27 protein-coding genes are annotated in these 25,474 nt (G+C 39.8%); 26 read left to right on the forward strand and 1 reads right to left on the reverse strand.

The features are described 5' to 3' along the window. The first annotated feature begins 53 nt into the window (after nucleotides 1-53). The 26 genes from R2Q16_RS16180 to R2Q16_RS16305 all read left to right on the forward strand — a co-directional run bounded on the left by R2Q16_RS16180 (nucleotide 54) and on the right by R2Q16_RS16305 (nucleotide 23,967). Entirely contained in the window at nucleotides 54-365 is a 312-nt protein-coding gene (locus tag R2Q16_RS16180; protein ID WP_316738665.1) for a DUF4134 domain-containing protein, read from the forward strand. Then, complete coding sequence (locus R2Q16_RS16185) at nucleotides 366-674, forward strand: DUF4133 domain-containing protein (RefSeq protein ID WP_316738458.1); 309 nt, start codon at nucleotides 366-368, stop codon at nucleotides 672-674. It begins immediately after the preceding gene. After that, a complete protein-coding gene (locus R2Q16_RS16190; RefSeq protein ID WP_316738459.1) occupies nucleotides 646-3,099 on the forward strand; it encodes a TraG family conjugative transposon ATPase in 2,454 nt (817 codons plus the stop codon). The genes R2Q16_RS16185 and R2Q16_RS16190 overlap by 29 nt, the downstream gene beginning before the upstream one ends. Before the next feature lie 21 nt (nucleotides 3,100-3,120). Continuing rightward, a complete protein-coding gene (locus tag R2Q16_RS16195; protein WP_316738460.1) occupies nucleotides 3,121-3,783 on the forward strand; it encodes a hypothetical protein in 663 nt (220 codons plus the stop codon). After that, complete coding sequence (locus R2Q16_RS16200) at nucleotides 3,780-4,448, forward strand: hypothetical protein (RefSeq protein ID WP_316738462.1); 669 nt, start codon at nucleotides 3,780-3,782, stop codon at nucleotides 4,446-4,448. Before R2Q16_RS16195 ends, R2Q16_RS16200 begins: the two co-directional genes overlap by 4 nt. A gap of 19 nt (nucleotides 4,449-4,467) precedes the next feature. Continuing rightward, a complete protein-coding gene (locus R2Q16_RS16205) occupies nucleotides 4,468-5,115 on the forward strand; it encodes a hypothetical protein (protein ID WP_316738463.1) in 648 nt (215 codons plus the stop codon). Continuing rightward, on the forward strand, nucleotides 5,115-5,891 hold the full coding sequence (locus R2Q16_RS16210; RefSeq protein WP_316738464.1) for a hypothetical protein: 777 nt from the start codon (nucleotides 5,115-5,117) through the stop codon (nucleotides 5,889-5,891). Before R2Q16_RS16205 ends, R2Q16_RS16210 begins: the two co-directional genes overlap by 1 nt. 2 nt (nucleotides 5,892-5,893) lie before the next feature. Then, nucleotides 5,894-7,030 carry a plasmid transfer protein gene (locus R2Q16_RS16215; RefSeq protein WP_316738465.1) on the forward strand — a complete coding sequence of 379 codons (1,137 nt, stop codon included), beginning with the start codon at nucleotides 5,894-5,896 and terminating at the stop codon, nucleotides 7,028-7,030. Between the two features lie 4 nt (nucleotides 7,031-7,034). Further along, on the forward strand, nucleotides 7,035-7,655 hold the full coding sequence (gene traK / locus R2Q16_RS16220) for a conjugative transposon protein TraK (RefSeq protein ID WP_316738466.1): 621 nt from the start codon (nucleotides 7,035-7,037) through the stop codon (nucleotides 7,653-7,655). Next, nucleotides 7,645-8,037: a hypothetical protein gene (locus R2Q16_RS16225; protein ID WP_316738467.1), complete on the forward strand. Its 393-nt coding sequence runs from the start codon at nucleotides 7,645-7,647 to the stop codon at nucleotides 8,035-8,037. The genes traK and R2Q16_RS16225 overlap by 11 nt, the downstream gene beginning before the upstream one ends. A 3-nt stretch (nucleotides 8,038-8,040) precedes the next feature. Further along, nucleotides 8,041-9,246 (forward strand): conjugative transposon protein TraM, encoded by a 1,206-nt coding sequence (gene traM, locus R2Q16_RS16230; RefSeq protein WP_316738470.1) that lies wholly within the window; start codon nucleotides 8,041-8,043, stop codon nucleotides 9,244-9,246. 5 nt (nucleotides 9,247-9,251) lie between these two features. After that, entirely contained in the window at nucleotides 9,252-10,088 is an 837-nt protein-coding gene (traN, locus tag R2Q16_RS16235; RefSeq protein ID WP_316738471.1) for a conjugative transposon protein TraN, read from the forward strand. Nucleotides 10,089-10,191: 103 nt separating this feature from the next. Further along, entirely contained in the window at nucleotides 10,192-11,556 is a 1,365-nt protein-coding gene (locus R2Q16_RS16240) for an ATP-binding protein (protein WP_316738472.1), read from the forward strand. After that, nucleotides 11,540-12,181, forward strand: coding sequence for an RloB family protein (locus R2Q16_RS16245; RefSeq protein ID WP_316738473.1), 642 nt, complete (start codon nucleotides 11,540-11,542; stop codon nucleotides 12,179-12,181). The genes R2Q16_RS16240 and R2Q16_RS16245 overlap by 17 nt, the downstream gene beginning before the upstream one ends. Before the next feature lie 153 nt (nucleotides 12,182-12,334). Further along, nucleotides 12,335-14,371, forward strand: coding sequence for a type IV secretory system conjugative DNA transfer family protein (locus R2Q16_RS16250; protein WP_316738474.1), 2,037 nt, complete (start codon nucleotides 12,335-12,337; stop codon nucleotides 14,369-14,371). Between the two features lie 24 nt (nucleotides 14,372-14,395). Then, nucleotides 14,396-14,830: a hypothetical protein gene (locus R2Q16_RS16255; protein WP_316738475.1), complete on the forward strand. Its 435-nt coding sequence runs from the start codon at nucleotides 14,396-14,398 to the stop codon at nucleotides 14,828-14,830. Then, on the forward strand, nucleotides 14,827-15,291 hold the full coding sequence (locus tag R2Q16_RS16260; RefSeq protein ID WP_316738477.1) for a M23 family metallopeptidase: 465 nt from the start codon (nucleotides 14,827-14,829) through the stop codon (nucleotides 15,289-15,291). Before R2Q16_RS16255 ends, R2Q16_RS16260 begins: the two co-directional genes overlap by 4 nt. A 74-nt stretch (nucleotides 15,292-15,365) precedes the next feature. Continuing rightward, nucleotides 15,366-16,100, forward strand: coding sequence for a DUF4099 domain-containing protein (locus R2Q16_RS16265; protein WP_316738478.1), 735 nt, complete (start codon nucleotides 15,366-15,368; stop codon nucleotides 16,098-16,100). A gap of 29 nt (nucleotides 16,101-16,129) precedes the next feature. Then, nucleotides 16,130-16,450 (forward strand): hypothetical protein, encoded by a 321-nt coding sequence (locus R2Q16_RS16270; RefSeq protein ID WP_316738479.1) that lies wholly within the window; start codon nucleotides 16,130-16,132, stop codon nucleotides 16,448-16,450. A gap of 23 nt (nucleotides 16,451-16,473) precedes the next feature. Next, complete coding sequence (locus R2Q16_RS16275; RefSeq protein WP_316738480.1) at nucleotides 16,474-17,325, forward strand: hypothetical protein; 852 nt, start codon at nucleotides 16,474-16,476, stop codon at nucleotides 17,323-17,325. A 4-nt stretch (nucleotides 17,326-17,329) separates the two neighbouring features. Then, nucleotides 17,330-17,530 carry a hypothetical protein gene (locus R2Q16_RS16280; protein WP_316738481.1) on the forward strand — a complete coding sequence of 67 codons (201 nt, stop codon included), beginning with the start codon at nucleotides 17,330-17,332 and terminating at the stop codon, nucleotides 17,528-17,530. Nucleotides 17,531-17,540: 10 nt separating this feature from the next. Continuing rightward, nucleotides 17,541-18,359 carry a DNA adenine methylase gene (locus R2Q16_RS16285; RefSeq protein WP_316738482.1) on the forward strand — a complete coding sequence of 273 codons (819 nt, stop codon included), beginning with the start codon at nucleotides 17,541-17,543 and terminating at the stop codon, nucleotides 18,357-18,359. Between the two features lie 616 nt (nucleotides 18,360-18,975). Then, nucleotides 18,976-19,374, forward strand: a complete 399-nt coding sequence (locus R2Q16_RS16290; protein ID WP_316738483.1) for a LytR/AlgR family response regulator transcription factor — start codon at nucleotides 18,976-18,978, stop codon at nucleotides 19,372-19,374. 618 nt (nucleotides 19,375-19,992) lie between these two features. Next, nucleotides 19,993-20,415 carry a helix-turn-helix domain-containing protein gene (locus R2Q16_RS16295; RefSeq protein WP_316738484.1) on the forward strand — a complete coding sequence of 141 codons (423 nt, stop codon included), beginning with the start codon at nucleotides 19,993-19,995 and terminating at the stop codon, nucleotides 20,413-20,415. A 416-nt stretch (nucleotides 20,416-20,831) separates the two neighbouring features. Next, entirely contained in the window at nucleotides 20,832-23,564 is a 2,733-nt protein-coding gene (locus R2Q16_RS16300; RefSeq protein WP_316738485.1) for an ATP-binding protein, read from the forward strand. Between the two features lie 262 nt (nucleotides 23,565-23,826). Further along, nucleotides 23,827-23,967: a hypothetical protein gene (locus R2Q16_RS16305; RefSeq protein ID WP_316738486.1), complete on the forward strand. Its 141-nt coding sequence runs from the start codon at nucleotides 23,827-23,829 to the stop codon at nucleotides 23,965-23,967. A 138-nt stretch (nucleotides 23,968-24,105) separates the two neighbouring features. Here the strand turns inward: R2Q16_RS16305 and R2Q16_RS16310 are convergent, their stop codons facing one another. Continuing rightward, nucleotides 24,106-25,296, reverse strand: coding sequence for a WG repeat-containing protein (locus R2Q16_RS16310; protein WP_316738487.1), 1,191 nt, complete (start codon nucleotides 25,294-25,296; stop codon nucleotides 24,106-24,108). Between the last annotated feature and the right edge of the window lie 178 nt (nucleotides 25,297-25,474).

Consider the following 25,474-nt stretch of genomic DNA (forward strand, 5'->3'; position numbering starts at 1 on the left):
GCCCTCGGCTTAAATCCGAAAATCAATATTTATTCAAATTAATTTTTAATGTTATGACAGGCAGAAGAAACAAACTTTACGCCCTAGCCCTGCTATTGCTATTTAGCAGCGGCGTTCAAGCCCAGACAGCGGGCGGTACAACGGGCATTAACGCGGCGACATCATCTTTAAGCGCCTATGTCGACCCAGTCTCCTCATTAACGCTGGCCATCGGGGCGGTAGTAGGGATTATCGGTGGCGTTAGGGTTTATATTAAATGGAATAATGGCGATCAGGACATCAATAAAGAGGTTATGGGTTGGGGTGGCTCCTGCCTGTTTCTTGTATTGGTATCAGTGGTCATTAAAGCATTTTTTGGAATCTAAATGGCGAAATCATTTTCAGTATACAAGGGCTTGCAAAAGCCCCTTGTATACCGCGGTTTTAAGGGAAAGTTCATTTTCTGGGCAATAGCTTCTTTAGCAGTTGGATTAGTTGCAGGAGGCCTTGTAGGTGCGCTAATCAATATGTATCTGGGCGGGCTTTTTACCATTATCTCCATCATAGCCGGCTTATCCATTACATTCCAGTCTCAGAAAGGTGGATTGCATGCAAAATCCATAAGCAAAGGGCTAATCGTTCATCCGATTAAATTAAAAATTCATTATGAAAAAGGAAAAAAGGAAGGAGTTTAACCTGCCCTATATTGGCATATCCCGGCAAAAAGATATCCCATTATTATATGGCCAGAATGGAGAGTTTTCCTGCATCGTAAAAATCGAAAACCCAGTAGAGGAGTATAGTGCTAGTATCGAGCGTTATGAAAGTTACCATCATTTGCTGCTCAATATTATAAAAGTTTTAGGAGAAGGATACATTATCCAAAAGCAGGATGTGTTTGCTAGAAAAAAGTTTCAGCCTTCCTCCCAGCATTCTTTTCTTGCAAATAGTTTTCAGCAGCATTTTAGAGACCGAGCCTATACCGAAATTTCAAGTTACCTAGTCATCACGCGCCAGGTTAAAAAAGGAGCTTTTTATGTTTACGATGCTAAAATATTAGCGGATTATCTAGAGTTTATTCACAAAGTGCTGGATTTACTAAAGGGCGGTGGCTTATCTCCAGAAGTACTAAATGAGCAGCAAATCGATAGATATATTCACCGCCTGCTGTGTATGGATTTTTCATCTGGTAAGCTTTGCCTGGATAATTTCAGGGTTACAGATAAGCAGTTAAATATTGGGGAGCGGGTTTGCAGGGTAATTTCATTGGTCGATACAGATGTAGTTGAGCTCCCAGAGCAGATACAAACTTTTAAGAACCGAAATGACGGACAGGTTTTTAAAGACTTTCCACAGGATAATCTATCATTCCTGCATAGGCTGGAAAATTATGATTGCATGGTTTATAACCAGCTTATTGAAATTCCTAGTCAGGCCATTATCCTCAATAAGCTCGAGCTTAAGCGCAAAAGGCATTCCGGAATTCCAGATCCCGCTAATAAAATGTGCGTGGAGGATATCGACAGGTTGATGGTTGATGTAGCTAGAGAAAATCAGCTTTTGGTAAATGTTCATTATAGCTTACTAGTCTGCGCAAAAGCGGATGAAATTTCCAAGGCTTCAAACTTTATTGAATCAGAGCTTTTCCTACTGGGCATCATTCCATCAAGAAATGCCTATAATCAGCTAGAGCTCTTCAGGTGCTGCTTGCCCGGAAATGCTACAGAACTTAAAAAATATGATTGGTTCCTTACCACATGTGATGCGGCTTTGTGCTATTTCTTTAAAGAGAGCCTTAAAAAGACCGAACGTTCAGATTTTCTTATCCATTTCACAGATAGGCAGGGCATACCTATCGGCATAGACCCCGCGGATTTACCCATGACCACGGGCAGGATAAATAACCGAAATAAATTTGTGCTCGGCCCATCGGGTTCTGGAAAAAGTTTTTTCATGAATGCCCTGATAGAGCAGATGATGGGCTATAATATGGATGTGGTCATTATTGATACAGGGCATTCCTATTCTGGTTTATGCGAATATTTCAAAGGTATTTATAAAACATATTCGGAAAAAGAGCCCATTACCATGAACCCTTTTGTGATAAGCGAAGAAGAGTATAATGTCGAAAAGAAGGATTTTTTAAAAACACTTTTAGGCTTACTTTTAAAAGGGGTGGATGGAGAAATCTCCCAGGTTGAGGATGCGGTATTTTCTAATGTGATAACAGCTTTCTACGCAGATTATTTCACCGGGGGGAACAAACGAGGATTACTGCGTCTAGATTTTGATAGCTTTTACAATTTCTCCATTCATAAAATTGCTGAGATAAAGCAGCAGGATGGTATCCGCTTTGATTTGGATGAATACCGCTATGTTCTAAGGAAGTTTTGCAGGGGTGGCGAGTTTGGAAGCTTATTAAATGAGCAGAGTGATAGTTCACTCTTCCAGCAGCGATTTATTGTTTATGAAATTGATGCGATCAAAGAAAATAAAATACTTTTCCCAATAGTCACCCTAATTATCATGGATGTCTTTTTACAAAAAATGAGACACCGAAGCAGCCAGCGTAAAGCTTTGATATGCGAGGAGGCATGGAAGGCAATTGCATCGCCACTGATGAGTGGTTATCTGCTATACCTCTATAAAACAGTCCGGAAATTCTGGGGAGAGGCTATTGTCGTTACCCAGGAACTAGGAGATATATTGGGAAACGCCGTAGTTAAGGATAGCATCCTCAATAATTCAGATACAGTCTGCTTATTGGATCAATCCAAATTCAAGGACAATTATTCAGAAGTCGCCAAATTGCTTTCGCTTAGCGAGGTCGAACAAAAAAAGATATTCACCATCAACGGTCTTGATAATAAAAAGGGCAGAGGGAAATTCAAAGAAGTATACATCAAGCGCGGAGCTTATGGAGAGGTTTATGGGGTGGAAGTGTCTTTAGAGCAGTATATATGCTACACCACAGAAAAACCTGAAAAAATGGCCCTAGAGAAATATGCCGACAAGCTTGGCGATTTCGAGATGGCTGTGAAAGCCTTTGTTCAGGATTTCAGGGCTTCTGGACTTTCACTAAATGCATTCGTAACGGCTATTAATAATACCACTACTTAAAAAAATATTAGCTAAATAATCATGAAAACAATTGTTTTATTATCCTTGCTTTTTAGCATGGGCAGCTACTCTTATGCCCAGATTTATGTTGATCCAGCGACCGCTGGTGCCATGGCCGCCCATTCAGGGGTCATCAATAACCAGCTGAATAAGACTAACGATAACCTGACGCTGATACAGAGAGGGCAGATGGCGGTCACGGGCCAGTTACTGGTGGCAAACGACTTGCAGGCGGCTATTTATAAAGGGCTCTCCGAGGTCTCTTTTGTTATGCGTTCACTGCTAGCCGTAAAAGATATTTACGAAATTTCTGACGATATTGTGATCGATATCAATAAAGCCACGCTGCTCGCCCGAGATAATCCCTTACTATTGCTTTTTGCTGAATCGGGCGCAAGAGAATTCAAAAACAGGTCAGTTTCCCTAGCTACTGAGGTTAGTAGTTTTGTACTGCAAGGTGGTAAATCCAATCTTATGGATTCAGGCGAGCGGGCAAAATTGCTTAACCGTATAGTCTCTGAGCTTAGTATATTAAGGGGAGTTGCTTATGGTATGTATAGAAGCATGTACTGGGCAAAGCAGCGGGGCTTGCTAAACGCCTTAAATCCTTATTCGGGCTTCATCAATATCGATAACCGTATCGCAGAAGACATCTTAAACAATTCCAAATTAATTAAGAAATGAAAAAATACATCATGCTAATATTAGTATTGGCCTTGCTGCTTGGAATATCTTTTTCAAGTCCAGCCCAGCTTAATGTGCAGCTCCTGCACCAGTTGGTTGAAGAGAGTAAGCAGGAAAATGAGCGCCAAAATCAGGCAAGGGATAAGCAGCTTACAGCGATGTTAAACGAAGAGCTCAATAAATCTGAAATGGGCAGCTTTAAATCAAAGTACCGGCAAAATATGTCCAGGTTTAAAATAATCGGTACCGCGGTCGATGCCTTAAAGGTTGGTTTTGAAGCCAGCCCATTAGTCGAGGAGATTATTTCAAACCAGCAAAAAATGCTTAGCCTGGTGTCCAGTGACCCGCTGCTATTACTGCTGGCCTATGATGCTGAAATTGATATGGGCGAGCGGGCTTATGACCTGCTGAATTATCTCTATGCGCTAATGCTTAGCATCAGCGATATCCACCAGATCAAGTCCTCGGATAGAAAGCTACTTTTCGGGCAGGTCATAATTGAGCTTAGGCAAATTGCGGGAGCTTCAAAAGGTCTTTTGATGAGTATGGCTTATGCTAAATCTAAAAAGACTAGCGAGAGGCTCAATCCCTTTCCAGATTTTATCAACCGGGATAAGGCATTAATTGATAATATCATCCGAAGGGAAAATATAATTATTCCATAAAGTGTTAAGGCTAATAATCATGCTATCGCTTTTGCCCATTATAGCTAAAGCGCAGCGGGTAGTTTTTGATAGAGATCATTTTAATATCGTAAATGAAAATGGTGCCGTCCGCCTGGGTTCAGAGCTTACTCATAATAGTCTGCTCAATACCATAAACAGCCGCTTATCGGATATCCAGCTTAATTTATCAGCCGTGGTCCTGGTTCAGGATATCATATTCCGCTCTTTGAGCGAAGTTGACGATGGTTTGAAATCCGCCATCGCCGTTCAGCAGATAGGTGGTTTATGTATAGAAATAACCGCTAGTACAGCTAAAGTTGTTGAGCTGGCTAAATCTAATCCAGCTTTATTGCTCTTTGCTGAAAGTGTAGCGGCTGATGCTAAGCGAAGGGGATATGACCTGCTTTTAGAAGTGTCCACGCTAGTGCTAAAAGAAGGAGATAACCTACTAATGGATTTCGAAAAGCGGGATGCACTACTTAAAAAAATCAGCTTAGAACTCAAGGTTATTCGTGCACTGGTCTTTAGTATGGAAAAATCCATGTACTGGGCGCGGCTCAAAGGAATCTTCAGAAGCCTGAATCCTTATCAAAATTTTATCAATAGGGATGAGCAGCTCATCAATAACATCATCAATCAATATCATTTACTTAATCCAAAAAAATAATGAAAATATTTATTGCACTCTTTTCCCTTGTGCTTTCCACGCAGTTAATAGCGCAAAAGAAAATCAGGGATAAACATATTACCCATCAGCAGGAGAGGATGGTTTTTAAACAATGGGACCAGGATAAATTTACGCCTACATCTGGTTTCCTTGGGCTTAATCCAGAGTACTGGCTGACCTGGGGATTGCACCCTAATTATCCAAAAACGGACTTGCGGCCATTAGGACCTGTCGGACCACAAAGCCAGCGGCTAGTTTTAGCTGCAGCAATGCAAACGGTGGATAACGCTTATAAAAAGGAGGCGGATACGGTTTCTAATACGGCTATATCAGAGGGGTCAATATACCTAGGCTACCTTAGCGATTTAGACCCCTTATGGCAGCTGTACTATAAAAATGAGTTTGAGCGGCTGATAAATCCAGAACAGGTAAATCCCCTCTCGGGGCTTTCTAGAGAAGAAAAGGATTATCTCAAAGACGCTGGTCTACTGGACTGGTATTTAACCGAACGCGCCAGTCTTGCTCAGCGGCTGGAGCTCGCAAGGAAAACAAACCTAGAGAAAGGAAGCCGCATAATGTCTTATCATCGCATGTTAGCGGAGATGCGCAAACTCGATGCGCTCTGGGAAGATAATAAAAAAAAAGCCCGGCGATACCTAGCTGCAAAAAAGAAGGCGGAGAGTGTGAAATCAAGGGCATCAAAGATTGGCGGCTCATCCAGATCTAAAAGCGATATCGCTATTGCTGATGAAATCTTAAAAAAATCAAAATTATAGCTATGGCATATCTTAATTTATTTAAGCCTTTAGGGATTATTCTTCAGGCTGCCCCGGTTTCTGTGCCGGATTCTTTTAAAGATACTTTCAATTTCCTGCAGGGGAATGGAGTATATGAAGAAGGAATGATGCATTTTCTTAAACAGATGAAAAATACCATCTGGACACATTATGATGCGTTTATTGGCGATGCCCAGGCGCTGGCAGCTATTTTTATGCTGATATATTTTGCTATCAAATCCTATGAGATGATTTCAGGAGATAAGGGATTGGAAGTGATGCCGCTTTTGAGGCCATTTGCCCTTACTATGATAATTCTTTGGTGGGGAATATTTACCAGGGTTGTTGCTTATCCAACAGATGTGGTGGCAGCAAAAACCGAAGCAATGTTTGATGGTAGTCAGGTGGAGATCAATAACTTAAGGCTTCAGAGGGCAAAGCTTATGGTCGAGGTCTCAGATCAGCTTCTCACCATGCAGGCAGAAACAGAGAATGCAAAAGCAGAAGCGGATACCTGGTATGAGAAAGCCTGGGATTCAGTCAAATCTTCAGTTAAAGATGGTTTTTCAGAGGTCTGGAATCCAATTGTGGAAATGAGAAACAGGCTCCAGGTCGGATTACAGCTCCTGGCAACTTCACTGCTTGAAACCCTTGCGATATGGTTGCTTAGAATATGCGTTTATATTATCTTCATTGTTCAGATTATATTTTCTACCATATTAATTATCCTTGGGCCATTTTCAGTTGCCGTCAGTATCCTGCCTGCTTTTAGGGATTCTTTTTCTACATGGATTGCAAGGTTCATTTCAGTTAATTTATACTCAGGTATTGCCTATCTGGTAATGTATGTGGCTTCACTGTTTCAGCATTATGCCCTAGAGGCAGAAATAACCCGATACCAGGAATTGGTTGGAGAGGCCGGAGCCTCAATGGAAAAATTAAGCTGGTTTGCTGGAAATGGCATTCTTTCATTTGGCATGGTGATAGTAACATTCATTATTGGTGCGCTTACCATGCTAACAGTTCCGAGTATCTCTACCTGGATAGTGTCTACATCGGGAGTGAGTTCAGCCGCTTCATCAATGGGAAGGAATGCATCGAATATGGGACGTATGGCTGCAAGTGTTTTAGGAGGATAAAAGAATGATCATAAAATCAATTGAATCGAAAATCCGCCTGGCTACTGTGCTAGCGGTCGGAAGTCTACTGCTATCCTTTGCTATTATCGCAGTCACAAGCTTTTTTGCTTATAGGCAGGTGAGTGATGCCAGGAAAAACATATACATATTGGGTGCCGGAAACTTGCCATTGCTCGCCTCAAGGGTTGAGGTCGAAACCAATAGAGAAGCGGAATACCGGGCAGATATAGCAAGGTTTCACTCGCTATTTTTTTCACTCACTCCAGATGATAAATTTATTGAGTATCAGATGAAGCAAGCGATGTATCTGGTGGATGAGAGTGGGGCAGCCCAGTATAATAACCTTAAAGAAAAAGGCTTTTTTAACAGCATTCTCTCCAGTTCTGCGGTGCTTAGCATTCGGATGGATTCAATTTACCTGGATAAGGAAAGAAAATACTTCCGCTACTATGGGCATCAAAAGATTGATAGGCGGAGTTCCACCATCATCCGGTCCTTGATTACAGAAGGATATTTAAAGGATTTAGAGCTTCGCTCTGATAATAATCCCCATGCGGTGCTGATTACCAGATGGAAAACTTTAGAGAATAAAGATTTGGAAACGAAGGATAAAAATGCTTTTTAAATCTAAAGGCCCTGATTTGATTTTAGAAATCAAAAGGGAATTTCATAAAAGTTTAGATAAGCCGATTGAAATATTAAAAGCCGGTATTAAAGCCCAGCCCGAAGCAATCTTCGTTTTAATGCTGGTGCTTATGATGGCTTCATTGGGAATATGTTTATTTATCCGTCCGGTTAAACCATCTAAACCATTGCAAAATACATCAGTATCAAAGCCGTTAACAATGGCAGGTGAGAGTTTTAGTCATACGTTTTACAGGATAGATAGAGTTATTGCTGCCCAAAACTCACTCGATGCAATCTTAAAAAGGGATTCACTAACCGTTGCTGACAGTGTAGCCTTTAGAAAAATTCTCCAAGAGCTGTCCGCCTTAAAGTCTAAATAAAATATGAAAACGAAAATTAATTTTAAAAAGCCCCGGTACGTAATACCCCTCCTCATATTTCCGTTTCTTTTCATTTTGTTCTATGTCTATCAGGATAGTTTTGCTAAAGAAAAAAAGGAAATTGTTGGCAAGGATTCTCTGCAGGTGGAGGTCGCAGGGGTGTCCAGACAGGTTAAATCCAGCCACTTATCAGATAAGCTCGAGGCTTACCGTTCAGAATATAAAAATGCCGATGGATACACAGCGGTTACTGGATTGAATGATGAAGAAGAGAAAAGAGGTAGTGCCGGCAGCCTCTATAATGAGCGCGAAAAAAGAATGCTGGATTCCATTGATAAGGTGATGAAACGAAGGTATGGGGAGGCTAGTCCAGCCTCTACCAAGACAAATTTTCCAGCAGCCCTATCAGATAAGAGGCAAAAGGATAGTTATGCCCAGGATAGGGCGCTAGCAGAAGCCCTTTCAAAAATCAATAAACCGGCCGCACAACCCTCCAGACTTCCAAAAAACGAGCCCGGAGCTATGGAAATATTCAGAGCCCAGATGGCTTTAGTAGATAGTATGGGTAAGGCGAATGATCCGGAGTACAGAAAAAAACTTATCGAGGAAAAAAATAAAAAAGAAGCCGAGGCAAAACTCGCTACGAAAGTCACCGTCCCGGCTACAAAGGCGCTTAAGTATCATGGATTTAACATGGTAAAGAATCAGAGCGAAAGTGCTTTTCTTTCAGCTGTTATCGATGAAGATATAACAGGTTTTTCTGGCTCAAGGCTCAGGATACGTCTGCTCGATGATATGATGGCTGGTCAAATACTAATTCCAAAAGGTAATTATTTATATGCGGTCATTACTGGCTTTACCGGTCAGAGAGCTTTGCTCAATGTTAGCTCAATTATGCTGTCGGATAATATTATCCCTGTCAATTTAGAACTCTATGATAAGGATGGGTTAAAAGGAATTTACGTCCCTGCATCTGCATTCCGGGAATTTTCACGAGACCTGGGGGCAGGCAGCAGCCAGGGGATAAGTTTACAGCAAATGGCTGAGAATAATAATCAGCTGGTGATGGGTATGCTACAGAAAATGTTTCAGTCCACAACTTCGGCTGTTGGAAAGCTAATACGGTCCAATAAAGCTAAAATCAAATACAATACCCAGGTGCTACTTATAGACCCTGAACAGTTACAGAAAAAACAAAATTCTTATTAATCATTATGAAAAATTATCTTTTTATAATTCTTTTAATCGCCTTCTTTTCTGCTAAGGCGCAATCATTTGGCGCTACACAGCTAATTGACTTACCTGTTATCGGGATATCAAAGTCAGTTTCTTTGCATTTTATCTCTCCTGAACCGATTCAATATGTGGATCTGTCCAGTCCGGCTATCAAAGGCGATTTGCCAGTTGATAATATCCTGAGGTTACAGGTCTTAAAGGATTCTGTGGGCAAGCTACTTGATTCAAAAGATGGAGGAACAGTTACAATTGTCGGAGAAAAGTATATTGCCCAGTACCGCCTTTGTTATCTGCCTACAGATAAGATTGAATTTATTAGCTCGCAGATTGATATCCTGCCAGAATATATGAAGCCCTTGGATATATCTGCTGTCGAACTTTCTAGAAATGAGTTAAGGCGAAATGCACTCTCTATATTAAAAAATCGCAGTAAAAAGCCTTTGATAGAAGAAAAAAGAAATGGAATTGGTCTGGCCCTCAATCAGATATATACTGTCGGAGATTATGTCTTTCTTGATTTGGGGTTTAGCAACAGTACAAATTTATCTTATAGTGTGGATGAACTTAGGCTTAAGATTGAAGATAGAAAAATCAATAATGCTACAAATGTTCAGTCTATTGAAGTGAAACCAGTATTCCAGCTCTATCCCTTAAAAGAATTTAGAAAGGCCTATCGGAATATCTATGCAATAAAAAAGGCGTCCTTTCCGGAGAGTAAGGTGCTTAATGTTTATTTAAATGAGAGGCAGATATCGGGGAGGAGTGTTGTTTTACCGATAAAATATAAGGATGTGATGCAGGCAGAAACTTTTTAGATAATTAATTTATCGTGATAATTTCACGATAATATTATCAATAAAGATATTTAATTCGTAATAATTAAATAATATATGTTATTTTTGTGAAAATATCACGATAATGATAGTTCGAGTAATTGTAAAAAATATTTATTCATTTAACGATGAAACGGAATTTAACTTTCTTCCAAGCCAAGCTTCAAGGCTAAAATTTCATAGATACGCTTTAGGCGATAAAGAGGTGCTAAAGTTGTCTGCAATGTATGGCGCTAACGGCTCAGGTAAATCCAATCTTATCAAATCAGTCGCCTTACTCAGAGAGTTTGTAACCACAGGAAATATTCATTTCAAATTAAGGGAGCAAAAATATAAGCTAGCTGTAGAAAATCTTTCTTTGCCGGTAGAACTGGGAATTGAATTTTATTTTAAGCACAAGCTTTTTTATTATTCGATTGCTATAAATGAAGGAAAGGTCGTAGAGGAGTATCTTTGTAATGTTGAAGGGAAAGATAATATTGACAATGTTATTTTTAATAGGACGCTTCAAGGAGCTGAGACTAAGGTCCTTTTCCATGAAGGATTTATGGATGAAAGGGATAATTCGGTTTACGCTAATCTTATTACAAAGGATTTGCTGAAAGCTAATAAATCATTGCTCTTTTTACTCAATGGTTTATCTCACGAAGCATTTGGACTATCCAGGGAGGCTTTTGAATGGTTTGATGAATTCCTTGTTATCATTTTTCCAGAAACCCGGGTAACATCATTGCCTGTGCTCTTTGATGAGGATACAAGCTTTAAGGCTTTCGCTTCTGATATGATGTGTTCTTTTGGAACTGGGATTTCTGATTTTTTTATTTTAGATATGTCTGCGAAAGAGTATTTCGGAGATAATGAGCATGAAAGGATTAAAAGGATTACCGATAAGTTGACAGAAAACCCTGAAACTGTGGCAAAGGTTGTAAATGATACGACAGGGGAGGAAGTTCATGTTGTTAATAAAGATGGTGAGATAATTGCAAAAAGGCTTTGTTTCAATCATATTTCAGAAAACAATGAAAAAATTGCGTTTAACTTTCATGAAGAATCAGATGGAACACGCCGTTTAATAGAATATATTCCCGCTTGGTATGATTTGGTCAATTCACCGAAAACATATTTGATAGATGAGATAGAGCGGAGTGTACATCCAATCATAATTAAAGAGTTATTGACTAAGTTTTCACTTGATAGGCAGACTAAAGGCCAGTTGATGTTCAGTACACATGAGTCTAATCTTTTAGATCAGTATATTCTTCGGACAGATGAGATTTGGTTTGCTCAGAAAAATAATCAAGGTGCTACCCAGATATATTCTTTGAGTAGTTACAAAGAACATAGTACAATTGATATACGTAAAGGGTACCTGAATGGTAGATATGGGGCAATTCCATTTATTGCAAATCTCCAGGACTTAAATTGGCATAAATATGCTGAGCAGGAGTAGAACATACGTTCGGCAAGATCCGGACAAGGATGCGAAACTATTCTTGATTTTTTGCGAAGGGAGTAAAACAGAACCAAAGTATTTCAATTATTTTAATCTTTTAAATTCTAGGATCAGGATTGAGGCAGTTCCTGCGGATAGTCAGGGAAATAACTCGCCATCTGGCTTAATGGATTCAGCAATGCTGGCAATTGTTAAATCGAAAGATAATCCCAATCCAGAATACGAGCTTAATGCTGAGGACGAAGTTTGGTTTGTTATCGATACTGACCAATGGGGAGCGAAGATTGATAAGCTTAGGGCAGATGCTGCTAATTTTAACTGGCAGGTGGCTCAGAGTAATCCCTGCTTTGAAGTTTGGTTGTACTATCATTTTTATGATGTTAGTCCAAGTTTCAGCGGACACGAGCAATCATCAAACTGGAAGCCTGAACTAGCGAAGCTAATAAATGGTGGATTCCATCTATCCAAACATCCAATATTTATTCAGACGGCAATTGAATATGCTAAAAAGAATTTTACGGATATCAATGTTGCATCCTGTACAGAGGTTCATATTCTTGCCGAACGTTTTATTTCCCTGATAAAGACTGAAATCGATGGTGCATTAGCTCAGCTGCCTTAATCTCAAAAATTTGTCCGTTGAGCATCGCTGCAATTTAATCTCAAAAATTTCAATGAGTGTAGCTCCCAAGCAGTTCAGGATAAATCTCGATATTCTTTAATTAAAATATAAACCACCCTTCGAGGTGGTTTTTTTATATCCAAATATTCTACCATGGAAGAATCAAAAGAACAGCAAAGCCTCCATAGGTTCTTCCAGTTTTTTATCTACCTATCGCTAGCACTGGATATCCTGATGTTTATTTATCAGCATAAATTAAGTTTCCTCATCTGGGTTCATCAATATGGGCTTGAGAGAATTTTTCACAAAATGAACCGGATAATTATTTACGGGCATCCGGTTTATAGCAGATGTTTTACCCTTTCGCTTATCGTATTGACTGCGCTCGGGACTTTAGCTAAAAAGAAAAGAAACTTAAATTCCAAAACAGAAATTCTCTATCCCTTGCTAATGGCTTTACTCTGTTATGGAATTGGCTTTTGGTTATATCAGGACAAAGGAACAGTAATCTTATTTCATTTGAATGGTGGTGATATTGGGTATCTGATTACGCTCATCTTAGGGACGGTGCTGCTTCATGTTTCGCTTGATAATATCTCCAAAATTATCTCCGCAAAACTTGGAGAGGATAAATGGAATGTTGAGGGGGAATCTTTTATGCAGGCGAAAAAGCCGGTCACTGGACCGTATTCAGTTGCCATCCCTTCACTCTTTTATTATCAGAAAAAAGTTCATAAAGGATATATCAATCTAGAGAATATCTTCCGGGGAACGATGTTAATCGGCACACCGGGTTCGGGAAAATCCTTTGGCGTAGTATTGCCATTTCTCCGGGAGCTTATCGCAAAAGAATTTTGTATTTGCCTGTATGATTTTAAAAACCCTGATTTAGCAAAAGTAGCTTATTACCATTACCTGCTTGCTAAGCAAAATGGTAAATGCTTAAAACATGAATTCCATGTCATCAACCTTACCGAGGTTGAGAAGAGTAGAAGGATAAATGTCTTGAGAAAAGATTACATCACAAGTTTAGCAGATGCATCTGAGACGGCTGAAGCTTTAGTGGAAGCTTTGAAAAAAGGTGATAAATCTGGCGGCAGTGACCAGTTTTTCACCCAGAGTGCGGTCAACTTTTTAGCGGCTTGCATTTATTTCTTTGCAAGCCACCAGGAAGGCAAATATTCTACATTCGCCCACATCCTTTCTTTTCTGAATTGTTCCTATGAGGAAATATTTGGGGTGCTTACCAAAAATGAGGAGCTCACTTCATTGCTCTCGCCATTTATGACAGCATATAAGGCCCAAGCTTACAATCAGCTTGAGGGGCAAATCGGAACACTAAAAATTTTTATTTCAAGGCTTGCAACAAAAGAGACCTATTGGATTTTCTCGGGTGATGATTTTAATTTAAAAATCTCATCAGAATACAGTCCGGCTTTATTGATATTGGCAAATGATCCCAATACGCAGAACATTAATTCTGCCTGCTATTCATTGATTTTAAACCGGCTTACCAGGCTGCTTAATTCCAAAGGCAATTTGCCCTCAGCGCTAATTATCGATGAGCTCCCAACGCTTTTTGTCCACCGCATTGAAAACCTTATTGCAACAGCAAGAAGTAATAAGGTAGCCGTTCTTATGGGTTTGCAGGAATTGCCACAGTTCCAGCAGCAATATGGGAAAGATACCGCCAGTACCATATGCGCAGTTATTGGAAACATTCTTTCTGGTTCAGTACGAAATAAAGAAACCCTGGAATGGCTAGAGCGATTATTTGGTAAGGTAAAGCAAGAATCAGAGAGCCTTTCTATAGACAGATCAAAAACATCGCTTTCATTGAGCGAGCGGTTAGAGCCGCTAATTCCTGCTGGAAAAATTGCTTCTCTGAAAGCAGGAGAACTGGTAGGGATGTTGGCAAGCGATGTCAGTGCTGATTTTTCAGGTGAATACCAAACCTCTGCTATAAACTGCCGGGTGAATCTGGATATGCAGGCACTAAAAAAGGAGGAAGCGAATTACCCCCTGATGCCCGTATTTTATGATTTCGGTGGAAAGAAGGAAGAGATACTTAAAGAAAATTTCAAAAGAATTAATCTTGAAGTATCGCAGCTAGTGAAAGCTTTTACCACTAAGACAGAGCAGGTGCCTAGCCAGCCTAAGGCTTCGATGAAGGCTCAAAGAAGTAAATAAGTCTTATTCTACAATTTAAATTTTATGGAAAATATTACTGGAAATCTGGTATTGGTACATCCGGAGCTCACGAGCGACCCGGTTAACAAACAAGGCCAAGTAGGGGTTATCATGAGCGCGGACGTAGCCTCAGATAGAATCGCCGTTAGTTTTGGGAATGCTAAACTAGGGATGTATAGTGCAGATGCGCTAATGGTGTTAAAAGACCATAATGAGCTATTAAAGTTAGCCTTGACTAAGGTTAAAGAAATGAGTTCAGAGACATTTGGTTCCTTACTTCGCATGAGTATGGATCAGGAAAGCGGCAATGTCAGTAGAATGGCAAACGCACTTTCTCTATCCAAAAATTCACCCGAGCTTATGTCCTATAGCCTATTGAGTCTGGAAGACAAACTAGGCCTAGAGGAGTCTAGGGATGCAGCTCTAGGGCAAGGCAATAGATTGGATGTGGGAAGATGAAAACATGCTTTGCAATCCTCTTTTCTATCCTTCTAGTCTTTCAGGCTAGAGCCCAGATCAAAATGGCCTTGCCTCTTAACAGCTTACACATTACTTCCGGTTTTGGATTCCGGATACATCCAGTTACAGGCATAAGAGATTTTCATAGAGGTGTTGACCTGCGGGCGAAATCCGAGCCGGTATTTGCCATTTTACCGGGCAGGGTCATAGCCTGTGGGTATCAGCCTATTTTGGGAAATTACGTTAAAATGCAACATGGGGATCTAGTTAGCATTTATGGACACCTTTCTTTGGTATTGGTGGAGGCGAGCCTGAAAATACCTGCAGGTTTCCTCATTGGCATTTCAGGAGAAAGCGGTAGAACAACAGGAGCACATTTGCATTTTGCCATCAGCCTTGGGGGAGTCTATATCAATCCCATCAGGTTTCTTTATGCGCTGGAGTCCAATAATCATTGGTAGCTCAATCTCGAGCCTAATATAAATTCATCCATCCCTTAACTACATTAAAAACAATCAGTTAAATAGATAATCATATGGAAACCTTATTTCATCAGAATGAATTCCCGGTCGATGACCTTGGGAAATTAGGCTTGGCAAAGCAGGGTGCGCTGCTACTCGAGGACGCTGATATCATGTCCATGCGCCTGGGCAGAAGAAGTGGCCTTATTTTAATTAAAAACCTTGATTTCGGTAGTTTTGAAATTGCCGCAATGGAAGCTAAAATTTCGTTACAGAGAGAAGAATCTGGTAAGGCGGCTTTACTGGTTCATCCTGTATATAATCTGCCACGACGTTTGTCTTTTTTGACCGAAAGATATGAGCAGCATTTACTTAAACCATCGATTGCCAATGTTACCATTGAAGATCCGGATAGAGAAGGTAAAGCGCTCGTAGTGGAATACGATGCCCAGACAAAAGAATTTATTAGCTACAGCCCTGAAAACGTACAGGCACCGAGCATCATCAATGCCGATTACTTAAGCCCAGAGCGGAAAGAGGATTTTAGAAGAGGGATGGCAATCGAGCTTAGCGATGGAACTATCGTGCAGCATCGGGCAACTGAGCGATTAGGCATCGCATCAAACCGGGAAAAGCTTTATTTCTTTTATGACGGCAGGGACGGTGCTTCGCATATACTTTTTGAAGGGATAGCAAATATGCCTGGAAGCGGGGAAGAGCAGAAACCCTTCCGAACAAACGGCTTTACCAGGGCTGCACAATGGCTAGATTTTGAGTCCGGCAAATTTGGGGAGCAGCTATCCAGATAACTTGATACGGGAAACATCAGCAATAAAACATGATTCCTGAAGAGTTTAAACAAAACATCAGTTTCGAAATCAGCCCATTTCACAAGCCGGTCCAGGTCGACTACCGCTTCTACTGGCCTGAAAAAAGGGTAGGGCAGCAAGAGGATCCTTTAATTTGCCATATTGAATTTAGAGCAAGCCCCGGCCCTATTAGCGAGACCGGCTACTATTCCTACTTTTTCCATTCCAAAATTCTTGAAAATGGGGATTATAAAACCATCGAGGAATTTGCGCTTGCTGCAGCTGAGTACATCGCTAAAGAAAATGGCTACAAACCACCCGAGCCTACCAATCAGCTTAGTTTATTTTAAATCACTTATAATTTATTATCGAAATGAATGAACAAAATTTAGAGTACTTGAAAAAGAGTTTAGATTACCTAGGTTTTGGCACCCGCCTTAACGACATTCTGGAATCTGCCATCAGAAAAGAGATTCCAAAGTTTACCCTTGGCGTCACCCAGCGATTTACCCCGATAGAATTCAAAGCGGATCCGGCAAAGGGTACAGATTTTATGAATTATCAGCTTAATTTTAATAAGGCTAAAGAAAATGACACCTATTTTCTAAATGATTATCAGGTGGCCTTGAAGCGCTACAATGACCCAAATCTGCGCCGCCATACTTTTGATTTAGAAAGAGATCATCGCATAACAGCTTATCAGGCCTATAAGTTATTGTCAGGCTACGCGCTGCAAAAAGAAATTTACGCTAAATCTTCAGGAGAGAAAACCGAGGCTCAGCCTGAAAAAATCAAGATATGGTTAAAGCTTCAGCAGGATATCACTGATGCTTATGGCAATCATCCCTTAAACCGCTTTTATCCAGAATATCAGTTTAATTTAGAAAAAGCTATGGATAAATACCCCTTGGCGAACCTTAATGCAGCTGAAAAAGAAAAGGCGATGGAGCAGATGTCACATGGTACACCAGCCCTTCTGGCGATGACAGTTGAAAAGCGTATCATACCGGTATACGTCTCAGCAAATCCAAAAATAAAGGCGCTTGATGTGTTTTCGGAAAAAATGCTCCCCATCCGTGATGAGCTTATATTTCCTGATAAAGACTATTCAAAGAAGAACAGTCCTCAGCAAAAAGCAGAAAGCGCAGCTGAGGCCGCTAATGAGCGAATGCCTTGGGAGCAGGATAGAGATGCTAACCAGCAGCAGCAAGGGATGGGCAGGTAATCCAATGAGAAAGCTATTTCAAAAGATAGACCGTATCCGCGAGAGCGGATACGTGTCTTTAAAGGTCGATGAGGAAAATCCCCATGCACATTTAAATGATCAGCGGTTTAAGGTTTCCAGCATGGGTATTCCGGATATTAAGTGCAGGATAACATTAATCATCGCCGGAAAGGAGATTGATTTTACCATCGACCAGGTTTATTAAATATATTTTTATGAGTAAAATTGGAATAAAAACACCCATAAGCTATTATGGAGGAAAGCAAAAACTGGCTAAAAAGATTATTTCCCTCATACCGGAACATACATTATACTGCGAACCATTTATCGGAGGAGCAGCAGTGTTTTTTGCTAAAGAAAAATCAAATGTGGAGGTCATTAACGATACCAATGGCGAGCTTATTAACTTCTACAGGGTTGCAAAAGATGATTTTGTTTCTTTGGAAAAGGAAATTAGGATTAGCCTGCATAGCCGCGACCTGCATCGGAAGGCATCGGTTATTTATAATAACCCGGATATGTTTTCAGATATCAAACGCGCCTGGGCAGTGTGGCTAAGCAGTTCCCAGAGTTTTTCTTCCCAGCTGGATAGTAATTGGGGATATGATAAGAAATCAAATACGACTACCAAGAAAATCCAGTCTAAAAAAGAAGGTTTTGTTGAAGAGTTGGCCATTAGGCTCCAGAACTGCCAAATTGAATGTGCCGACGCCTTGTATATTATCGGTAGCCGCGATACAGAAAATAGCTTTTTCTATTGCGACCCGCCGTATTATAATTCCAACTGCGGCCATTACGATGGCTATTCCCAGGCAGACTTTGAAGCTTTGCTTTTTCTGCTCTCTAAGATTAAAGGTAAATTTCTGCTTTCCTCATATCCATCCCCGCTACTTACTGAATACACAAAGGAATATGCTTGGTCTACCTGGTCAATTGAGCAGCGAGTATCAGTCAATGCAAAAGCAGGTAAAGAAAAATTAAAAATTGAGGTACTAACGGCCAATTATCCCATTGATAAAACAGCAGACATTTAGCGATGTTTTTTCATCTGATGCTAAATTTATATAGTGGTTTATTCGCTACTTAATTTTCAATATACGAATGCCTTGGGAATCGGATTAGAATCTTAGCTGTCCCTGTAAGTTCTGAGTATCATGGTTGTATTATAAACGACCGTGATACTTGAGCAAGTTTTGGATGTAGGCAAAGAATGTCACAAGCAAAGCGTATAAGTTTTTATCTAGCTCTACTAGATTAAAATAATGAGCTACAAAATGAATAGGCGAAGGTTGATGTTTTATTGCTAAACCTAAAATTAAAACGATGATGTGTGTTTTAACAGTTTACCAAGAGAAGATCCTCAGATTGATATCAGAAGGATATACAAGTGAAGAAATCGGAAATAAAGTTTTCAAAAGCCCAAGGACAATTGAAGGGGTAAGGAAGGGATTAATAAATTTAACAAAAACAAAAAATACCGCGCATCTCATTGCATATGCATTACGAAATGGCTTACTAATATAAATCATCCCAGATTATTCCTTATTTATAAAACCAACACCCGGTCTAAGCCATTTTGCTCATTCCTGTTTTCCCTGATCCATGGTGCGTGCGAAATGTTATGTTTGTTTAATCTAAAACTAGCGCCCCGTGAAAAAAGCCACCGCTGCAAAATATAGCTGCGTCATCCTAGACGATGATGCAATGAGTGTGGAAATCCTCAAGCAATACATCTCCAGGATTGAGACGATGGAATTGACAGCAAGTTTTACCGAGCCTGTTGAAGCAGCAGCCGCTTTCCTGGATTATGAGATGGTTGACTTTTTATTTCTGGATATACAAATGGAAGTATCAGGGCTAGACATCGCCAGAATGTTCAGAGACAAAGCCCGCTTCATCGTTTTCGTAACCGGTTACAAAGAATTCGCGCTCGAAGCATTCGAAAATGGCGACGCCTATTTGGTAAAGCCAGTTGATTTTAAAACACTGCTCCGAGCAATTAAACATGTCACCGCCAGGTCCGCAAAACAATCCGCGCTTAGATTATAGTATAGCAACTCACCATCAGACTTTACACATAATAAAAATAAATTAATTATTTAATCAGATTTTCCTCCATCAGCCAGGCTAGTAGCTTTATCAAAGCACGTAAATACTTCCTTTCAGTCTAGGCATAATTTCCCAACAACAGCACATTAGAAGTGCATTGGCTAATGCTTTGAGCCCAGCGAGCCATCATATTTAACATATAAATTGCTTTAGCCAATTCAAATAAATTAAAGCCTAATCTATAGAATTAAAAAAGTTCTAAAACACAGACATCAATCCTTCAAAACTCCGTAAATACCAAAATTGAAAAAATGAGGGGGCGGGGTCCGCAGGCCGCGATTTTAATAGTGGATGGTCGTCTAGTAAAGCTATGCTCAGACTTTGCAAAGGTTATATTAAGCTTGTGTAAGATAATAATCAATACAAACAAAGAACGCTACTCCATTAGCACGAAAATCCAACTGAAAAGACAATCAGGTGGAATAGGCGTGGTAGTAAAATATAATTCTGTTTTACACACTTATTTCAGGCCAATTGACTGAATGTTAAGTATTGCTTTTTAATTTTTTGGTACATGATCATCTTTGCAAAAGGCTGAAAAAAACCAAAACTCTAAAAATGAAGCGAATTGGGAAATTAACACACGAGGGGCGAAATTATATTATCTATGCAGCCTTGGAACCTGAATCGCCAGATGTCTCCAGAACTAACCGGTGCATTTGGCTCCGTTTTGAAAACCTTATTGAAAATCATTTCAAGGAACAGCGGAGAAAGATATTCTATACCGATAAGTTAAACATCAGCCCCTCAAAGCTTGAAAGGCTATGCAAACAAAACAGCGGTCTTAGCCCATCTGCATATTTACTCAGGCGCATCCTCAGAGAAGCCGAGCACCTTTTGGCGGACAGCAGCATGCAAATCAAAGAAATAAGCTACTCGCTAGGCTTTGCCCAGCAATCCCACTTTACCCAATACTTTCGCCTTTACAAAGGGAAAAGCCCAGGTCAATTTAGGGCCAATCTTCAAAACACACCGCAATAATCTTAGGCCAAAAAACATTCGCATAAAACTAACTACAAGCTTCAGCTATGATCCAAGCATTGCAAAAAAACACTTCGAGACTCCAATCATTTTCTCCGTAAATACCAACTATAGAATTAGAGGGGGGCGGGATCCGCATGCCGCAATCTCGTAGAGCAATGACCGCTTCAGGAAGAAATAGCCCGTTCATATCGAACGCGCTATCATATTGACTTTTTAAGTTTTCTTGAATATAACCCTAAAATGATACCCAGAAGATAAAATCTTCATCTGGAAATATCTTTGAAATAATGCCGAGAAAATTAGAAAGGAAGATAGAGCTCTTAGAGTCTGCATTAAAAAGCGATTGTTGCCATCAAGGGATATGGATGTAATTAATTATATTTAGCAGATCTAAATTTTAACAAATTATTTAAATGATACGCTTACCCGCTCGATTCCAGGCTGTATTAGATAAGGCAGATAAAAAACTGCAAGCTGATGGTGCAAGGATTATACAAAATTACCAAGTGCTCTTAGAACGAAATGATGTGTATTTTTTTCGGGACTACACCGACCACGGCATAGAACATATCAACGGGGTGTTAAGGTCCTCAGATAATTTAATCTGCCCGGAGACATTTAATTTGCTTGATGCGAAAGATATCCTGGTTGGCATTTTCTCTGTATTGCTTCATGATATAGGACTGCACCTCTCACCAGAAGGTTTTAAAAGCTTATTAAATGGTGTTTGGGATAGCAAAAGGATTGTGGCTTTTGATAAGAAAACCTGGGCAGAGGAATGGCAAGACTTTCTAAAGGACGCAAAGAGATATACCGAACAGCAAAAAATAAACATCTGGGGAGACAGCAATGCAATAGTCAAAGAACCGAACCTTAATAATCTAGATGAGGCCGATAGAAAACTTATAGGCGAGTTTATAAGAAGGCACCATCCTAGGTTGGCCCATGAGATCGCTATAAACGGTTATCCTTATTCCGAAGGAGGTGATAATGAGCTGAATGCAGGTATAGATAAAAATATTTGCGAGTTAAGCGGCCTAGTGGCTCGATCGCATGGAATGAATATCCGGGCCAGTTATGAGCCTTTAAAAAGTAAATATGCAGCGAGCTGGAAAAAGCCCTTCGGCGTTAAGATAATTTTCTGGATGGCGGTGCTAAGGATCGCCGACTACATACAGATTGAGAGTGAGCGTGCACCGAAAATATTGCTTAATATCAAATCTTTTTCAAGCCCATTTTCAAAGGCTGAGTGGGAGCTGCATAATTGTATAGATTTTGTGGATCCAGAGACAGATGACCCGGAGCTACTCAATGTACATGCCTCCCCAAAGGATCCCATCCAGTTCCAGAAGCTCGATGGCCTTTTAAAAGATATACAGAAAGAACTCGATACCACATGGGCGGTATTAGGAGAGGTTTACGGTGCACTTTTTAAGATGAAATATAGGCGCCTGGCTTCCAATATCCAGGATACCGATACCTTTGCCAAAGGGGTAGATTATATCCCTTTTCCGCTAAGGTTCAAAACGGATCCATCATTACTAGGTTTGCTGATAGCACCCCTCTATAATAATGAGCCGGGTGTTGGGGTGAGGGAGCTATTACAGAATGCACTGGATGCTTGCCTGGAAAGAGTGTACCTTGAGAAAGGGGACAGTTCTTATATGCAAAAAATCCAAATCAGTTTAAAAGGGGCTGTGGATGGGATTTACTTTAGAATTGAAGATAATGGGGTGGGTATGGATTTGGCTACACTAACAAATTATTATTTTAATTCTGGAAAATCGTATCGGAATAGTAGTGAATGGGCTAAGTTATATAGCGGCAGTAAAGGTTCTGAAGTTTTAAGGACTGGGCGGTTTGGTATAGGTGCCTTGTCAAGTTTTTTATTGGGTAATGAGGTTAAGATCAGTACTAGGGCAATGAATGCCCCATATGGTTTAAGTTTTACGATGCGCCCTTTCGAAGATTCGGTTATCATAAATAAAGATTATACATTGGAGGTTGGCACTTCAATAAGTATTAAAATCAAACCGGAGGTTCAGACTAAAATTTTCGCTGCCCTAGACAATGCACCAGTTGAGCGCCTTTCTTGGTTTAAATCCTACGTGCTCAAAAACGATCATATCCATACGAATATTGCTGAGGAATTGAAGCCAGCGTTTGATTTTCTTGAGGAAAGTAAAATAATACCGGCAATCAGGGAAGGAGCGGGATGGAAATCCTTTAGGGCTAATGGTGTGGATGTATATTTCAATTATGGTATTATTGATGACGCCGCACCGTATAGGGTTAATGGGCGCCTGGTTCATAATGGCTTTGAGATAAAGGGTGGATATGATATGCCACTTAGCAAATATTCATGGTATTTGCCAAACGTTTATGTTGAGGATAAGGATTCAGCGATTATGCTTTCTCTGGATAGAAATTCAATTTATAATGATAGGCTCCCTTTTCAAGGTATGTTAATTAATCAGATAGCTTGTGGAATAATCGAGGATATTGAGGCTATGGAATTTGATGATTATGGAGAGTTTAAGGTGCCAAAAGAAAGAAAATTGAGTTTTGCACCTGCCTTTAGCATATCAGATCATATTGTTTGTTTTAAGGATCATTATAGTTTTAATTTACCCTTTATCCTTAAAGGCTTGGGTTGTGATAAAATATATAATATGATGATGGACGAGGCTGGGCCTGAGCCAGCTTTTGATGATGTATTTCTAGAAGACTCCGCATACAGGTTAAGTAGGAATGGAAATAGCTTAAGAAGCTGGTTTAGCTTAGGTAGGTTTAATAAAAAATATAAAAGTTTGTATAGCCAACAGTTGGTCTTTATCGATCCGGTTTATAAAGCTGAACAAAAAATGATGAGTGGATCATCTGAGGTGATTGATGCAGAGGCTAGATTAAAGCTTTTGAGTAAACAGATTGAGGATGAGAAGGTTGCGATAGAAGATGATTTTTTGAATAAAGAAGTATTGTTGAAAAAAAGTCCAGCCCTAAAAATAACGAGAGATAGCTTTATTTGGGATGGGGATTTGAGTATCCCTGGTTTAATCGATGCTTTTGAGGGCTATTATAACGGTGATTATAAAATACCTTACGACCGCTCTAAAAGAAGAATTGCTTCCAGAGTTTTGAGCTAGGTACTTAATTTTAATAACTAGGGTTGGGCAATATCTTTAAGGTTTTTCAATCGGCTTGAATTTTCCATTTCAAATAGTTTATTTCAGCTCAGAGAGCATGGGTGCTTTAAAGTAATAAGTTTCGTCGTAAAGCTGATCAATAAACCATTTGGCCAGTAGCTCGCGGCTCATTTGAAAGGGTTTTAAGATATGGTCAAAAGCTGATAGAAAAAAAGACTTTTGCGATTTGCATATGGTGCAGGATAAATATAACCTCAAGGATATGATTGAGCTTCACCGTCAGAGGTATGAGTGGACTCATGATGAAGCATTAATCCGAAGGAATTTCACTGACTTTGCAATTGCAGAAGCTGATAATCAATTCAAATTGAAATACTTAATTTTAGGTATTTTAGTTTTTTAGCCTGTAACTAGGATCATGATTAACTAGACTTTGATAGAAGCCTAAAGAAACGCCTTTAAATAATATTGATACGAAAGCCAGCATCGGCATTTAATCCAATAGTGCAGGGTTAGCTAAATTTGGAATAGGGGCGTGTCATTAGTCCTTAAAATACTCAGTTCCGCTATTACTAACGAATCCTTTCTTTCCATTCATGGTTTCGACTTCATATAATGTAAAAACCTGCCCAGCCTTAAAGTCCCTAATAGAGGTGAGATAGTTTATTTTCTTGTACTTCGGCTTAATATAATGAGCAGTTTCGGTAAGCATGCCAACTAGATTGCCTTTGACTAGGGTGAGGGGTAGCCGGGTATCGTAAATAGTCTCTATTATAGGTGGAACAATCATTTTTCCAAAGTCATTGAAAAAACCGTAAGTCCCATTTTTAACTAGAATGATTATTTCAGGATTTAGCCCATGGTCTATTTTTACAAGCTCATATTCAGCCGGAATAATTATCTTTTTAGTGATGGCATTATAGAGCCCTTTTTTTCCATTTTTAGAGATATGGATCAAAAAGGGATAATAGTCATCTGTTTTAACATCCTGATAGGAAATAGACAAAGCGTTTTTTGCACTATCAATATTGAGCATATTGCCAGCGCCCTCCAGAGATAAGGTCGAATTTAGGCTTATCGAACCCATGTCATGAATGGTTGGTAAGGTGTCTAGAACCTTTTTGTCACTGAATGTTTCTTTCCCTTCCTTTGCACCCCTACTAGCTCCCCAGGTGACCTCCCGATCTCCAGTTTTTTCCAGAAAAACAAAATAAAACCTTTGAGGCACTACGAGCTCTGCCTTACTATTGACGAGGCCGTTGAGATTTCCTTTACTTATTTTAAAGCTCAGGTTCCGCATGCGTTCTATATTATCATATAAAGCAGGCAATAGTTCCTTACTATCATAATAGAGCGCCTTTTTACCTTTTTTGCAGGCTATAACGGTTTCATAACTATAAGAATCAAAACTGAAGGCATCGAATTCTTTTTCAATCGGAACAATAGTTTCATTGAGGTGGTTTATGACGAATTTACGATTGCCTTTAGCGACCTCCATCAGACTTTTAAAAGCTTTTCCATCGGTCCAGTAAAAGCAAATTTTTCCTACAGTCGAATACATTGGTTTAATAACTATATTCCCATACTGATCAGAAAAACCCCAGAGATCTTTTATCCTATAAGGGACTAAAAAATTAGCAGAGGCAGGTGTATGCTTTATTTTAGATTGCCCATATATGGCGGTGGCCAAGTTGATAAAGATGAATAGCGTAAGTAGCGTTCTAGACTTCATGGATGTAATCTTTCAGCTAATATAAATATTACCAAAGTACTACCTATGTGCTGGCGCAAATTGATTAAATATTTTTCAGGCCATCATGTTTTTCAATTCACTGCTTCCCCTTTGAATCCCCGCTGCAAAATAAATTAGATAGATGCTTCTATTATTGCGGGTGAGCTGAGGGGGCAGC

The organism is Pedobacter aquatilis (assembly GCF_032678425.1).
In the GTDB taxonomy this organism is placed as follows: domain Bacteria; phylum Bacteroidota; class Bacteroidia; order Sphingobacteriales; family Sphingobacteriaceae; genus Pedobacter; species Pedobacter aquatilis_B.